At 43.2% G+C, this 14,718-nt stretch carries 9 protein-coding genes and 2 rRNA genes (1 of these 11 running past the window's edge); 6 read left to right on the top strand and 5 right to left on the bottom strand.

Going from position 1 to position 14,718, the window contains the following annotated elements; translation table 11 throughout:
- Nucleotides 1–1,745 (top strand): 23S ribosomal RNA (locus DRZ93_RS06290) (it extends 1,136 nt beyond the left edge of the window).
- Nucleotides 1,746–1,831: 86 nt separating this feature from the next.
- A 5S ribosomal RNA gene (gene rrf / locus DRZ93_RS06285) occupies nucleotides 1,832–1,947 on the top strand.
- A gap of 109 nt (nucleotides 1,948–2,056) precedes the next feature.
- Here the strand turns inward: rrf and DRZ93_RS06280 are convergent.
- The 4 genes from DRZ93_RS06280 to DRZ93_RS06265 all read right to left on the bottom strand — a co-directional run bounded on the left by DRZ93_RS06280 (nucleotide 2,057) and on the right by DRZ93_RS06265 (nucleotide 8,015).
- The gene (locus DRZ93_RS06280; protein ID WP_113746139.1) at nucleotides 2,057–4,249 is read right to left on the bottom strand and encodes a DEAD/DEAH box helicase; all 2,193 of its coding nucleotides are present in this window, start codon (nucleotides 4,247–4,249) and stop codon (nucleotides 2,057–2,059) included.
- Complete coding sequence (locus DRZ93_RS06275) at nucleotides 4,249–5,559, bottom strand: ATP-binding protein (RefSeq protein WP_113743114.1); 1,311 nt, start codon at nucleotides 5,557–5,559, stop codon at nucleotides 4,249–4,251. The genes DRZ93_RS06280 and DRZ93_RS06275 overlap by 1 nt, the downstream gene beginning before the upstream one ends.
- Nucleotides 5,560–5,728: 169 nt before the next feature.
- Complete coding sequence (gene prmA / locus DRZ93_RS06270; protein ID WP_113746199.1) at nucleotides 5,729–6,607, bottom strand: 50S ribosomal protein L11 methyltransferase; 879 nt, start codon at nucleotides 6,605–6,607, stop codon at nucleotides 5,729–5,731.
- Between the two features lies 1 nt (nucleotide 6,608).
- Complete coding sequence (locus DRZ93_RS06265; protein WP_113743113.1) at nucleotides 6,609–8,015, bottom strand: hypothetical protein; 1,407 nt, start codon at nucleotides 8,013–8,015, stop codon at nucleotides 6,609–6,611.
- A 187-nt stretch (nucleotides 8,016–8,202) separates the two neighbouring features.
- Here DRZ93_RS06265 and recJ point away from each other — a divergent pair, with 187 nt between their 5' ends.
- Nucleotides 8,203–9,903 (top strand): single-stranded-DNA-specific exonuclease RecJ, encoded by a 1,701-nt coding sequence (gene recJ / locus DRZ93_RS06260; RefSeq protein ID WP_172458093.1) that lies wholly within the window; start codon nucleotides 8,203–8,205, stop codon nucleotides 9,901–9,903.
- 68 nt (nucleotides 9,904–9,971) lie between these two features.
- On the opposite strand, the gene ppgK is transcribed toward recJ, so the two are convergent.
- Nucleotides 9,972–10,730 (bottom strand): polyphosphate--glucose phosphotransferase, encoded by a 759-nt coding sequence (gene ppgK / locus DRZ93_RS06255; RefSeq protein ID WP_113746137.1) that lies wholly within the window; start codon nucleotides 10,728–10,730, stop codon nucleotides 9,972–9,974.
- 222 nt (nucleotides 10,731–10,952) lie between these two features.
- On the opposite strand from ppgK, the gene DRZ93_RS06250 reads away from it, so the two are divergent.
- From DRZ93_RS06250 to DRZ93_RS06240, 3 genes are all read left to right on the top strand, one after another.
- On the top strand, nucleotides 10,953–12,464 hold the full coding sequence (locus tag DRZ93_RS06250; RefSeq protein WP_113746136.1) for an NAD(P)H-hydrate dehydratase: 1,512 nt from the start codon (nucleotides 10,953–10,955) through the stop codon (nucleotides 12,462–12,464).
- Nucleotides 12,454–12,957, top strand: coding sequence for a tRNA (adenosine(37)-N6)-threonylcarbamoyltransferase complex ATPase subunit type 1 TsaE (gene tsaE / locus DRZ93_RS06245; protein ID WP_113743104.1), 504 nt, complete (start codon nucleotides 12,454–12,456; stop codon nucleotides 12,955–12,957). Before DRZ93_RS06250 ends, tsaE begins: the two co-directional genes overlap by 11 nt.
- A gap of 165 nt (nucleotides 12,958–13,122) precedes the next feature.
- Nucleotides 13,123–14,718, top strand: coding sequence for an N-acetylmuramoyl-L-alanine amidase (locus DRZ93_RS06240; protein ID WP_113746135.1), 1,596 nt, complete (start codon nucleotides 13,123–13,125; stop codon nucleotides 14,716–14,718).

Here is a 14,718-nt window from a genome sequence, read left to right as displayed (position 1 = left end):
ACCGAAGCTGCGGATTTGCAGAATACTGCAAGTGGTAGGGGAGCGTTCTGTAAACTGACGAAGATGAGTCGAGAGGCGAGTTGGAGGTAACAGAAGTGCGAATGCTGACGCAAGTAACGATAAAACGGGTGAAAAACCCGTTCGCCGGAAGACCAAGGGTTCCTGTCCAACGTTAATCGGGGCAGGGTGAGTCGGTGCCTAAGGCGAGGCTGAGAAGCGTAGTCGAAGGGAAACAGGTTAATATTCCTGTACCGCATATAGCTGCGATGGGGTGACGGAGAAGGTTAGGTTGGCAGAAGAACGGTAGTTTCTGTGAAAGGCTGTAGGGAGCATATGGGTTAAAAGACATGTGTGAAAAACTGAGAGCTGAGACGAAGTATCTACGGATATGAAGCAACTGATACCAGGCTTCCAGGAAAAGCCTCTAAGCTTCAGGTTATATGTGGCCGTACCCCAAACCGACACAGGTGGTCGGGTAGAGGATACCAAGGCGCTTGGGAGAACCCGGGTGAAGGAACTAGGCAAAAATGTACCGTAACTTCGGGAGAAGGTACGCTGTGAGCGGTGCAATCTGCACAGATGAAGCTGCACACAGCCGCAGATAAATGGTGGCTGGGACTGTTTAACAAAAACACAGCACTCTGCGAACCTGAAAGGGGAAGTATAGGGTGTGACACCTGCCCGGTGCCGGAAGGTTAAATGATGGGGTCAGACGCAAGTTGAAGCCCTTGAGTGAAGCCCCGGTAAACGGCGGCCGTAACTATAACGGTCCTAAGGTAGCGAAATTCCTTGTCGGGCAAGTTCCGACCTGCACGAATGGTGTAACCATGGCCACGCTGTCTCCACCCGGGACCCAGTGAAACCGAAATCGCTGTGAAGATGCAGTGTACCCGCGGCTAGACGGAAAGACCCCGTGAACCTTTACTGCAGCTTGACACTGAACCTTGAACCTGTTTGTGCAGGATAGGCGGGAGACATTGAAGTAGAAGCGCCAGCTTTTATGGAGTCAACCTTGAAATACCGCCCTGACATGTTTGAGGTTCTAACTAAGTACAACACATACGAGGACAGTGTCTGGTAGGCAGTTTGACTGGGGCGGTCTCCTCCCAAAGGGTAACGGAGGAGCACGAAGGTCAGCTGATCACGGTCGGACATCGTGAGGTCAGTGCAATGGCATAAGCTGGCTTGACTGCGAGAGGCACATCTCGAGCAGGTGCGAAAGCAGGTCATAGTGATCCGGTGGTTCCACATGGACGGGCCATCGCTCAACGGATAAAAGGTACTCTGGGGATAACAGGCTGATACCGCCCAAGAGTTCATATCGACGGCGGTGTTTGGCACCTCGATGTCGGCTCATCACATCCTGGGGCTGAAGTTGGTCCCAAGGGTATGGCTGTTCGCCATTTAAAGTGGTACGCGAGCTGGGTTCAAAACGTCGTGAGACAGTTTGGTCCCTATCTACCGCGGGCGTTGGATGATTGAGGGGGATTGCTCCTAGTACGAGAGGACCGGAGTGAACGCGCCTCTGGTTTACGGGTTGTCATGCCAATGGCACGGCCCGGCAGCCAAGCGCGGAACTGATAACCGCTGAAAGCATCTAAGCGGGAAGCAGGCCCCAAGATGAGTCATCCCTGAGCATTAAGCTCCTAAAGGTTCGTTGCAGACTACGACGTTGATAGGCTGGATGTGGAAGCGCAGTGATGTGTGAAGCTTGCCAGTACTAATTAACCGTGAGGCTTGGCCATACAACCCCGGAGGGCATGGACATTTAAAGACCTCTTAATACTCAAGAGTTAAAAATCAGTTTGTTATAAGTTTTTTACAGAATTTGTCTGGCGACCATAGTGCTGTAGAACCACCTGTTACCTTTCCGAACACAGAAGTGAAATGCAGTTACGCCGATGGTAGTGCAACGTACGATTGTGCGAGAGTAGGTCATCGCCAGGCTCACCTTTTTAAAAGAAGCCATCTCATCTGAGGTGGCTTTTTTGCTATGGGCACTCTACAAAACCCTATGCTATGACAGGACAGATTTTTCATCTGCCACCAACACTCTTTACATCTCTTTGGCTATAAGCTCAAAAAACTTAATGGCACTTTTAATATCAAGATGCGATCTGGCATAGGATATACGCTTAAGATCATTACTTAGATATTTATCAAATTTATTTATATCAAGATTGACCACATGTGAGCTCAGAGCTATAGGATCAGGCTCAGTACTTAGAATATTGGCCACAGCTGCCTTTAAATTGTCTAAAGAGCACTGTATAAGCTCAAGATGGGAGTTTACGCGTGTGGCTCTGATACTGCGTGAGCGCAGAATAAGGGCAATGGTATTTAAGGTCTTGTCACTCTCCCATGGAAAAAGGGCAATACCACCTACAGACTCAATAATATGTCTTGTATCAAGTTCAAGTTCCTTAAACAGAGCAAGACCCTGCTCTATATTCTCTTTAGCCTTCTTATTAAGGCAGGCAGGATACTCGCCGCTTGTATAGATCTTATACATCTGCTGCCGTATAGACTTATCAAGTGAGTTTAAATTGCCGTTGAAGTTTAAAGGCTCGGCTCTGAATGGATAAGGCTTGACACCAAGTGTCAGAGTCTCTTCATTATAAAAGATAACCTCCCAGGCCTTGCCTGCAAATAAAAAGCTCTCACCTACACTAAGATAGCTTATATTAGGTATAGTACCTATGGTTTTGCCCTCATGCTCAATTCTAAACTCACGCTCTGAGTTAAAGGCTGAATAAAAGCTAAAATCAGTGCAAACCCTCTCACCTTCTAAACCTAAGATAAGCGATCCATCTGGCATCTGCTCAATTAAATCACAGCTGCCAAGCGATCTTAAGACCTGTGCAAAGGTTGTCTTATCTATACTCTCAAATGGTCCTGTCTGACATAAGAGCTTATAAATGGCTGTAGCTTTTATACCATTGCCAGAGGCAATTTCCGAGAGTATCTGCTGTATAAGAGTTGAGAGTGACAGATTGGGCATTAAGGAGCTGTCATAATGACGCTTTAAAATCATAGCTATGGTGGCAGCACACAATACTGTGTTTTCATTTAAGTGCAACAGCATCTGCGGCACCTGAGGATTTACCCGCTCTAGGGCAAAGATACGCAGTACGGCATTGCCATCGCGCCTGCCTGATCTTCCTAGTCTCTGTCGCAGCGAGGCAGGAGATGGCGGTGCATCTATCTGTCCTATGGAGCTTACATCTGCTATATCAATACCAAGCTCTAGTGTGGCTGTACAGATGGCAGTTGTCGGCAGACGTGAGTTTTTAAGTCTGTGCTCTATGCTCTCTCTTAAATCTGAGGATAAAGAGCCATGATGCGGATAGAACTCAAGCGGCACATGCGCTCTTTGTGAAATGGCATCAAGCTCATTGGCAATAGTCTCGGTTACAGCCTTGGTGTTGCAGAAGACTAGATTGGAGCTGCCACGCAGCAGTCTGAATATGTCAGCTGCAATTAAATCATAGCCTTTAACACGGCCCTCATCATCTATTTTATCCTTACTGTATAAAGACTGATAACCGCGTATCTGTATTAAAAGGTTGTCGCTTTTTTCCTTATCCTTTTCAATAAAGACCACATCCATACCCGTATGATTGTTGGGGCGCAAAAAGGCTGAGGCCTGAGCAGTGGAGGCAAAGGTTGCAGATATGGCTATACGACAGATAATACGATTACATATAGTTTCTACTCTGTGCATTAAACTTGCTAGCTGCTCACCTCGCGGCGTATCGATAAAGGCATGAAATTCATCAATGATAATATACTCAAGAGCCCCGAAAATCTCAGGCACCTTGTTTCTTTTATTGATAAGAAGCGATTCTAGCGATTCTGGTGTAATAATTAAAATATCTGCATTATTCTCATCAGTTACAGCCTTGCGCTTGTGTGCTCCCACATCACCATGCCAGGGTATTGCCTTTAGATCAACGTATGAGGCCATCTCTGATATACGTTGAGCCTGATCATTGATTAAAGCTTTAAGCGGGGAGATACACAGAATTTTAACACCGGCTTTTTTGCTCTGTGTTATAGCAGTAATTGAGGGTAAAAAGGCAGCCTCGGTCTTACCTGAGGCTGTTGATGCAGCTATGATAACATCAGATTTTTTTGCAAGAATTGGTTTTATGGCTTTGAGCTGAATGTCGCGCAGTGAGCCCCAGCCCTTTTTATAAATAAAGCGTTTTAAACCCTGATGGAGCAGATCATAGCTGTTTGTAGTCATTAAAGTTTAAAGGCAGTAAGCTCATCGTCATCAGTATCAGCTTCACTGACGCTATGAACTGCAGCCCCCTCCTCGCTCTGAATTCCAATTGATCCAATAAGTGACTGCCATTTGAGATCGCGGTTTTGCTCAATTACAGAGAGCAGATCGACAAAGGCCTTGATGGTATTGCGCGGGGTTCTGAAATAAGCCTCGCCTATATTGTCATTGCAGTGTTTTAAAAAGGCACTTAAAGCCTCATCAGGCAGCAGATAGTTCTCCTCTTTGCCATTGGCATAGACATGTCTTATATTGCCCAAAAGAACATAAAGCTCCTCAGGAGTTAAATTCTGCAGCGTTAAAACTATATTGTTGTAATCTACAACATTGGCCACCTGCGCAAAGGTGTTTTCACTAAGACGAGAGCGCAGAGCCTCATAGCTGTACAGACCGCGGCGCTGATCAATTAAAAACTCAGGTGTACCGCCAAGTAAAAAGCCTATACCCTCACAGCTGCCCTGCAGAGAGTCATTCAATATTCTTAAAATCTGCTCGTAATTGGCATTGCGTGATTTTGAATTTGGTATCTTATACAGATTGACCATTTCATCAAGATTGACTAAAAGACCTTTAAAACCGGCCTCCTGTACAAATTTGGCTAAAAGTTTCAATCTGTCATAGACAGAGGCATCATCTACAATGGTTCTGACATCAAGATCCTTTTTGGCATCGGCCTTTGAGGTATACTCACCACGCAGATAACGTATGACACATTCTTTTTTAAAATCATTGCCGTTTTCATAAGCTTCATAATACTGCGCAATAACCGAGGCAAAATCATAACCACCGACAAGATCGGAGATTGAATTTAAGCTCTTTTTAATTTCATCGGCCACGCTTGTGCCCTTGTCATCGGCCACCTGTTTTTTCATGGTTATGAATTTTTCAACTATGGCACCCATAGCATTGCCGTCTAAAAAGGTTCTGGTGGCAATATTGCGTGTAAGCTCCTGATACAGTGAGCGGGCCTGTCCTGAGCTTGAGTATAAACGACGATCAGGGGACAGATCGGCATTGACCACGACCATACCCTTTTCAAGAGCTATATAGCGTATAAGTTGTAAAAAGAAGGATTTGCCGGCACCAAAGTCACCGATAATAACTCTAAAGGCACTGCCTCCGGCCTCAATACGCTCTAAATCGGCAATAAGAGTTTTAACCTCGTTGACGCGGCCAACCTGAATATGCTCAAGACCAATGCGCGGGGTAACGCCAGCTTTTAATGACTGTATGATTGCATTTCTTTCTCTTGGTCTTAATACAGCTGCCATAATGTCTCCGCTTATTTTTGCTTTTGTGTCAAAACATTATACGCAAAATTTACGGCAGCTATAGCCTGTAGTGGCACAAAGTGACACTAATTTTTAAATATTTGATTTTTGTGAAAATAATAAGAGTTTTTCTTATTAAACTGCGCTAGAATAAAAGTTTTTTCTCACCTTACTTTTTAGTGCCTGAGATTAAAGCCCATCCATCTTTATGTTTCACCTTAAGATTGTCAAAATCCCTTTCATAGACAGATAGCACCTCATCCACCTGCTCTGATAAAAGACCTGACAGAGCAAGATGCCCCTGCGGCTTTACATGAGCTGCAATAATTTCCTCAAGCTCACATAAAGGACCTGAGAGTATATTGGCCACAAGATAAGGGGCTTTGTCCATGGTATATGGCTCATTGGTATTAATCAGCGTCAGTCTGTCCTGTACGTTATTTAAAGCAGCATTGGAGCTGCTGGCAATGATAGCCTGCTCATCAATATCAAGACCTGTGGCTGCCTTTGCTCCAAGCTTTAGAGCGGCAATGGCTAAAATGCCAGAGCCGCAGCCAAAATCTATAACACTTTTATCGTTTAGATCCTGACTGTCAAGATACTCAAGACATAAAGCTGTGGTAGGGTGAGTGCCGGTACCAAAGGCAAGACCAGGGTCTAAACTTACTACAATGGCATCTTTTTCATCTACTCTGGCATTGGTAGGACAGATCCAAAGGCGTGAGCCAAAGCGCATAGGTACAAATGAATCCATCCAGGCTCTAACCCAGTCTCTGTCCTCAAGCTCAACTTCCATAACAGGAATATTGTCACCTAAGATGGCTTTTAGTATGTCAATGTGAGCCTCAACTGGGGCATCAGAGGCAAAAAGACCTGTTATTGCTGTATTGGGCCATAAACGAAACTGTCCTGGCAGCGGCTCTAAAATAGGATCATCCTTGGCATCTTCATAGGTTACAGCAAGTGATCCAAGCTGCTCTAGAAGATCTGATATGGTGTCGGCAAGCTCTGATTTGACTATAAGTTTTATCTGTCTGTATTCACTCATTTTAAAGTTCATGTCCTCGTGTCATAGTGACGCTGTTGGTTAAAAGATTGAAGCTTGAAGATGAAACCACATCAGAGCACAGCTGCTTTAATTTCATCTCAATGGTCTTACAGCGTATGGAAAGATCTATGCTGTAAAACTGCCTGTGTCTGTCAAAAATGATTTTCTTGGAGCTCAAAAGATGCAGATTGGCACTTTGCACCAGCTTTGTTGATTTTACATAGATATATAAAAGCGAACCCTGATTCTCTATATGACTTATATTGGATATGCCACCTACAGAGCGCAGAATACATACAATCTGCAGATCAATAGGGCTGTTTGGTGTTATCTTGTAACCTGCAATGGTATTGCCCTCAAGCTGCCTTCTTTTAAATTCCTTGTCACGCTTTAAAAAGATGCCTATGGTCAGAGCAAAAATAGGAATAATTATGGATAGCGCATTTAAAACTCTAAGATCTTGACTGAAGACAAAGTCCAAAGATCCAAGATTAAGATCAGGATTGTACAGAGCCACAGACTGAATAATGGCATCACAGCCAAGATAATAGGATATATAAAATAAAACCACAGAGGAGCTTAAGAGCACAAAATAGGTACCAGGCCAGAGCACCAGCACTAACAGCAGGATAAGTGAGACCACAGAGCCAATGGATCCACCTAAAACACAGGTGCAGGCTAAAAAGGTTAAAAACAAACGTGTGGTTTTTTCTGTAAAAAATGATTTGGCAATAATTATTGAAGGCAGTGAGAGCATGGTGGTTAAAACCACGGCATTGGTGAAGGCATCAATGATGGAGCTGTGATAGTTGCTGCTTGCTATATCTGCTATGGTGTACTGAAAACCAAAGGTCTGCAGCACAAGATAAATTGGCGCATAAATACTTGAGTATAAAGATTTGCCAATGGACTGTGAAAAGGTAAACTCAACAAAGGCTCCTATCTGACTTAAAAGACCAAAGGCAAAAAACATGGAGATAAAAGGCAGACACAAAGCCAGGGCAATTTCAAAGATGGTGCGCTTTATATTTCTTGGGATGAAACGGCTGTGGCGCGAACGCGGCAGCAGCGCCAGGGTCGATGCTGTAGAGCACAGTACACAAAGTACAGGCGATATGATATTTACAGGATCGATTTTAGCCAGCATCACTGTCAGCATTACATAGCTTAAAGCCGTGATAATAAGCTGCAGTGCTCTGTTGTGCACAGGCACAATCATGGCTATGGTAATGGCACACAAAGACAGAGCAAAGGTGCGGCAGATGAGCAGGGCATAGACTCTTAGCTCCTCAGGCACTGAAGGACTTATTCGTGCTGAGAGGGTCCATGAGGCAATGATTAAAAGCACCAGCGGCAGAAAGATAAGCAGACTTCTTTGTTGATAACTGTGATTCTGCAGACGGCGCAACTTTAAAACCCCCAATAAAGCTTAGATTTTTGCACTTATTCTATCAGACAAAGGCCTGTGCATCTATAGAGGCCAAAAGCTTTTTAAAACAGCCTTTTTAATGTTTTTTTTCATAAGGCTTTAAAAGATTTTCACAGCAATTTTTTTTGTTATATCATGAGCTCACAAGTTACAGGAGTAAGTGAGAGTGAAGATTGTAAGACGTACGCACGTAGATGACAGCGCACTTGAAGATACTATAGCAGACCCTATACTTCGTCAGATACTAGCAAGCCGCGGTTTTAGTGATCCACAGGATCTTGATGACAGCCCCAAGCTTCTTTTGCATTATGGTACCCTGGCAGATATTGACAAGGCAGCCGATCGCTTTGCACAAGCCGTGTTAAATGATGAAAAAATCATGATCATGGGTGATTATGATGTAGACGGTATTACAGGTACAGCACTTGGTGTGCTTGTAAGCCGCGCCCTTGGTGCCAAACATGTAGATTATATGGTGCCCTCACGCTATGACACAGGCTATGGCATGTCACTTGATTCTGTACGCAAAGCCAAGGCTCTTGGTACCACTCTTATTGTAACTGTTGACAATGGCATCTCCTGTTTTGAGGCTGTTGAGTTTGCAGCAGATATAGGCATAGATGTAATTATCACCGATCATCATGAGGTAGGTGAGCAGATGCCAAAGGCCTATGCTGTGGTCAATCCCAAGCGTCCAGACTGCGCCTTTCCCTCAAAAAATCTCTGCGGCGCCGGCGTTTTATTTTATCTTCTGATTGCCCTGAGAGCCAAACTTGTACAGAGCGGTGCCTTTGACAATAAGGAGGCTCCTATACTTGGCAGTTATCTTGATCTTGTGGCCATTGGCACCATAGGTGATGTGGTAAGCCTTGATCCAAACAACAGAAGACTGGTGAAGGCTGGCCTAAACCGTATTGCACGAGGCTCATGTCAGACAGGCGTCAAGGCCCTCTCCGAGGTTGCAAGAATCAATACAGCGCAGATAAGCTCCTATAACATATCCTTTGATTTATGTCCGCGTCTTAATGCTGCAGGACGTATTGTGCTTGATGACAATCCATCAATTCTGTGTCTTTTATCGCAGGATATGGATGAGGCTTTAGAGCTTGCCATGCGTCTTGATTTTTGCAATAAACGCCGCAGTGACTATGAAAGAGTGTTTTTACAGGAGGCAATAGATAAAGCCTGTCTGCAGGAGCACAAATCATCAATTGTAGTATTTCAGGAAAACTGGCTTACAGGTATATCAGGTCTTTTAGCCTCACGCCTTAAGGACAAATATAAAAGACCATGTTTTGTCTTTGCTGGCAAAGGCGATGAGATTACAGGATCAGGTAGATCTGTTGCCAATTTCCCTCTTGCAAGCATAATGCAGGAGATAGATAAAAGACAGCCAGGACTACTTTTGCGTTATGGCGGACATGCCATGGCCGCAGGTGCCACTATTTTAAAGGATGATTTAAATACCTTTATTGATGCCTTTGAAGTTGCTGCCAATTCACTTTTAGACAGTCCAAGTGAGTATGAGGTCTTAAGTGACGGACCACTGCCAAATAACTACTTTAATTTAAACTTTGCTCATCTGCTTGAGGATTACGGCCCATGGGGCAGTGGCTTTGCCGAGCCAAACTTTGATGGTGAGTTTATCATTGAGGATATGAAATTAATGGCAGGGCGTCATATACGCTTTAGACTGCGCACAGATGATAATACCTTGCACATCAATGCCATTCGCTTTAGAGCATCTGAAGAGGAAAAAAGTCTGTCACCTGGCTGCAGGATCAAGGCAGTATTCTCATTAGGTGTTGACAGATATAACAATACTGAAAAGATGACAGTAAAGCTTGAGGCACTTGAGTGTATTTAAAATAAAAACAGTGCTGAATTTAAACTGCGGCACTGTTTTAGACTTTAATTATTTGTATTTAAAATATATTATTTAAATTCAAGCTGTTTAAGACAGGACTCGCCATACATGGCAGCACCAATGATACCTGCAAAGTTTAAGGTCTGAGCCGGTATTACCTTGGTATCAACAGTTAATGCATCCTTGTACTTTTCAAACTTTTTGGAGGCACCGCCACCAAGAATAAACAGATCAGGCTTTAAAAGAAAATCTATATGGCACAGATATTCATTAAAGCGTTTGCCCCATTCACTCCATTTAAGATCGTTTTTTTCACGTGCAGAGTCTGAGCAGTATCTCTCGGCGCTGTCGCCTTTGAAGATAACATGTCCAAGCTCACTGTTTGGATATAAGGCACCATCAAGGAAAATAGCAGAGCCTATACCTGTGCCTATAGTTAAAAAGATGACCTGTCCTTTTTGATAGTCACGTCCTGCGCCTATTGCCATTTCAGCAAAGCCTGCAACATCGGCATCATTGGCTACAAAAACCTGCTGACCTAAAGTTTCAGAAAACAGTTTTTCAACTTCAGTGTTGATCCATGATTTATCAATGTTGGCTGCAGTCTGAACCACACCTTTCATAACGCGGGCAGGAAAGCCACAGGCTACAGGTCCCTGATAGTTAATCTGAGTATAAAGTTCCTTTAAAGTCTGGGCTACTGCCTCAGGTGTTGCCGGACTTGGGGTCTTAATTCTAAGTCTCTCTGTTACAAGCTCACCTGTCTGTGTGTCTACAATGGCACCCTTGATGCCACTGCCGCCTATATCAACACCTAATAACTGCATATGTAAAATCCTTAAAAAAGAATGAAATTTGTTAAAAATTATAAAGGATCTGCCCTATATAGACAGAAAGAAAAGATATAAAACGTGATCTGATGCTTTGAGTTTTAATTGAAAAAAGGTTTTAGTACTATCAATATTTTTCTCATTGCTTATGTCAGCGTTTTTCTATTGTCCTTTAATGCTTTATACTTAGAGGACATTTATCTAAATTAGGTCAATATTATGCAAAAAAACCTGCCTCATTTAATTTTCAATTCAGCTGAAGTCTACAGCATGGAGCACGATTACGCCAAGTCTCACGGTGGCAGTTCCTTTATGTTAATGGAAAGAGCTGGTGAGGCTGTGTTCAGAAAGATTCTTGAGATAACGCCTGATGTTAAAACTGTCTTTATCTTTGCTGGATCTGGCAATAATGGCGGAGATGGCTACATAGCGGCCAGACTGCTTTTAGAGCGGGGTATTGATGTATCTTTATTTGCAACGTCTCCTGCAAGAGCAAACTCAGAGGCTGAAACTGCGTATAAAAGATATCTTGCCGCAGGGGGTAGGGTCTATACATCACTGCCATCAGAGTCTGCCAATGCCGATATCGTGGTGGATGCTCTTTTAGGCACTGGTCTTAAAAGCGATATAAGGGCTCCGTATGACAGATTTATTGAATTTATAAATAAATTAAATGCCATCAAAATTTCAATTGATGTGCCATCAGGTCTTAATGCCGATACTGGTGTTGTAAGCTCTGACTGTGTTATTGCTGACTATACTTTATGTATGCTGGCCTTAAAGACAGGTCTTTTTACAGCTGATGCTGTCGATTACACAGGAGAGGTCAGCTATGAGTCATTATCCTTTGACACCCTTCCATATTATAAAAAATTAAGTGCAGATGAGGGGGGACCATATCTGCCTTGTTTAAACCGTTATTATGAAAATATCATTGAAGATCTGCCTTTACGCTTAAAAAGTGCCAACAAAGGCGATTGTGGCAAGATTTTAATTATTGCCGGAGCCTTTGGTATGGGTGGCGCTTCTATGCTTTGTGGTATAGGTGCTTTACGCGGTGGCGGCGGCCTTATAAAGATTGCCACAGATGCAAGAAATTTCAGTGCCATAAATGCCTACGCCCCTGAGCTTATGACTGTTGATTTTGACAATGCAAGTGAGCTTGGCAAGGCACTGTCCTGGGCTGATGTTGTGGCAATAGGTCCAGGTCTTACACAAAATGAAAGGGCTACCTATCTTTTTGATATGGTAACTAAATTTGATAAGTGTGTTGTGTATGATGCCGATGCCTTAAATTTAATGGCAGCAACTAAAAACTTTAATTTTCTGCAAAAAAAGATCTTAACCCCACATCCAGGTGAGGCCGCAAGACTTTTAAATACAACAGTTGAGAAGATACATGATGATCGTTTTGATGCCTGCTACAGATTATGGCAAAAATATGGCGGTGTGGTGCTTTTAAAGGGAGCTGGTACCATTGTCTGTGATGGCGTGCATTTGACATTGATTAATGAAGGATCGCCGGCTATGGCCTCAGGTGGTATGGGTGATCTGCTTACAGGTCTTATTGCCTCGCTTTTAGCTCAGGGTGCATCATTAAATACAGCAGCTGTTGTAGGATGCTGCGTGCATGGCAGAGCAGGGTTGATGTGTGGCAGTGACAATGGGGTTATAGGCACCAAGGCAGGAGATCTGGCTTTATATATCAGGAGACTTGTAAATGGCTTTTAAGGGCACAGAGATTTTTTTAAAAGATGATGCAGATACACAGACTTTAGGTGCTCTTTGTGCCGGCAGTCTTAAAGACTATATTTTAAAGAATAGCAAGGCTCTGTGTATTTATTTAAATGGCGATCTGGGGGCTGGCAAGACAACCTTTTCAAGGGCTTTTATACAGTCTCTAGGCTATAGAGGTATAGTCAAATCTCCTACATATACATTGGTTGAAAGTTACGATTTGCCTTTTTTTAGTGTATATCACTTTGATCTCTACCGTCTTGCAGATCCTGAGGAGCTTGAGTATATAGGTATCAGAGACTATTTTGAAAAGACAGGCGTGTGTCTTGTAGAATGGCCGGATAAAGCACAGGGAGTGTTGCAAAAGGCCGATCTTATAGTTGATCTTAGCTATAAGGATGAGGGCAGAGTGGCTGTATTTGAGTCTGACAATGCCGATCTTATAGAGATTGCCTGCAAATTAAATAGTGAATTTATTAAACATTAATAATTATATATAATTAGAATAAATTTATGGTTTTAAACAGATTATAGGTGTTTTAGCTGTACGTTAAGACCCCTTGCATGGCAGTTTTTGCTTTTAAGCTGCGTCTTATAGAAAAGATTGAAAGTGAAAAGATTATTTATATATTTATTTTTTTGTATAGGACTTATGTCCGTATCGTGGCAGGCTGGGGCTGACAGCATCAAGTCAATCAGAGCCTATGCAAACAATGATAAAACCAGAGTGGTTCTGGATCTTGATTTTAAGGCCCGCTATTCTACAAGTTTAAGCAATGATGGCAGCAGTTTTATCCTAAGAGTAAATAATGTAAGTAATTTTAAAACAGCACCTTACAAGGTGGCAATTGACAGTAAAAGTGCTGTGGTGCACATAGCCAAAAAGCTTGATAAGCAGGATGTGCGCTATCTTTTCTCTCTCAAAGGCTCAGGCAGCCCTAATGTCTTTATGTTAGATGACAAAGGTGGCAATCACCGTCTGGTTATAGATTTTCCACATTCATCTTCAAATTACGTCAAAAAGGATGACAAAGACAAGCTTACTGTACTAAAGCCACAGCAGGCTCAGGCTATGCAGGGTCAGGGCAGCGGCGTTGGCAAACCTCCTGTCAATGTTATTACTGTGCAAGATGCAGATCTGGCTGAAAAGGAGCTGTTAAACTCCTTATCAAGGGTGGGCAGTGACGGTATCAGAACCATGACACCAGCTCAGGTCAAGGCTTATGAGGAAAAGCTTCTTGCCATAAGAAAGAAACAGCAGCAGAGTGCACAGCAAAGGCCATCACAGCTTGAAGAGGAGGTTTTAGATACACAGGCCCCACCACCTCCTGCTCCTATTATGGCCAATCCTGACCCTTTCATTATTGCAGTTGACGCAGGTCATGGCGGTAAGGATCCTGGTGCTATAGGCCGTCGTGGTGTGCGTGAGAAGAATGTAACCCTGGCTGTGGCTACAGAGCTTGCAAGGTATATCAACTCCAATAAAATGTTCAGAGCCAAGCTTATTCGTAACCGCGATGTCTTTGTTGATCTGAATAAACGTTCTGAAATTGCCCGTGCCCATAAGGCTCATATTCTTATTTCCATTCATGCAGACTCTGTAGCCTCAGGCTCCAAGGCCCGCGGTGCTTCAGTCTGGGTTTTATCAAATAACAGAGCTCAAAGAGAAAACGGCAAGATTTTAAAGGAAAAGAAAAAGCAGAGTCAGCTTTTAGGTGGTGCCGGTACTGTTATTTCACAGTCAGCACAGAATCCATATCTTGCAGCTACAATTCTTGATATGACATCAGATAATGCCAGATCTGAAGGTTATTCATTAGGTGCCGAGATTTTGGCAAGACTTGGTAAATTTACCCATCTGCACAATAAAAAACCGATTCCTGCATCACTTGCTGTGCTCAAATCTCCTGACATTCCGTCACTGCTTATAGAAACAGGATTTTTATCAAATCCATACGAGGAGATTAAGCTTAATCAGCCAAATTATCAAAAGCAGCTAGCCTATGCCATTTATATGGGCATCAAGACCTATTATGAAAAATATCCTGCACAGATGTTCAAGTCTCGTCAGGAAAGTGCGATGCGCGCAGGTTCTACAGTCAAACACAGTGTGCATGTTGTAGGCAAAGGCGAGTATCTTGCAAAAATTGCAAGAAAGTACAATGTATCAGTATCTGCACTTAAAAATGCCAACAAGCTTAAGAATGATACTGTATTTGTAGGACAGAAACTTGTAATACCAAGATAA

Origin of the sequence: Anaerobiospirillum thomasii (assembly GCF_900445255.1) — a bacterium.
Taxonomy (GTDB): domain Bacteria; phylum Pseudomonadota; class Gammaproteobacteria; order Enterobacterales; family Succinivibrionaceae; genus Anaerobiospirillum_A; species Anaerobiospirillum_A thomasii.
This window is presented reverse-complemented; position numbering and strand designations above follow the sequence as displayed.

Bases quoted from the DNA above. Each gene is read 5' to 3' on its own strand.
- DRZ93_RS06240 (WP_113746135.1), top strand. From the start codon at position 13,123: ATGTCCGTATCGTGGCAGGCTGGGGCTGACAGCATCAAGTCAATCAGA.
- ppgK (WP_113746137.1), bottom strand. From the start codon at position 10,730: ATGCAGTTATTAGGTGTTGATATAGGCGGCAGTGGCATCAAGGGTGCC.
- tsaE (WP_113743104.1), top strand. From the start codon at position 12,454: ATGGCTTTTAAGGGCACAGAGATTTTTTTAAAAGATGATGCAGATACA.
- DRZ93_RS06250 (WP_113746136.1), top strand. From the start codon at position 10,953: ATGCAAAAAAACCTGCCTCATTTAATTTTCAATTCAGCTGAAGTCTAC.
- prmA (WP_113746199.1), bottom strand. From the start codon at position 6,607: ATGAGTGAATACAGACAGATAAAACTTATAGTCAAATCAGAGCTTGCC.
- DRZ93_RS06280 (WP_113746139.1), bottom strand. From the start codon at position 4,249: ATGACTACAAACAGCTATGATCTGCTCCATCAGGGTTTAAAACGCTTT.
- DRZ93_RS06275 (WP_113743114.1), bottom strand. From the start codon at position 5,559: ATGGCAGCTGTATTAAGACCAAGAGAAAGAAATGCAATCATACAGTCA.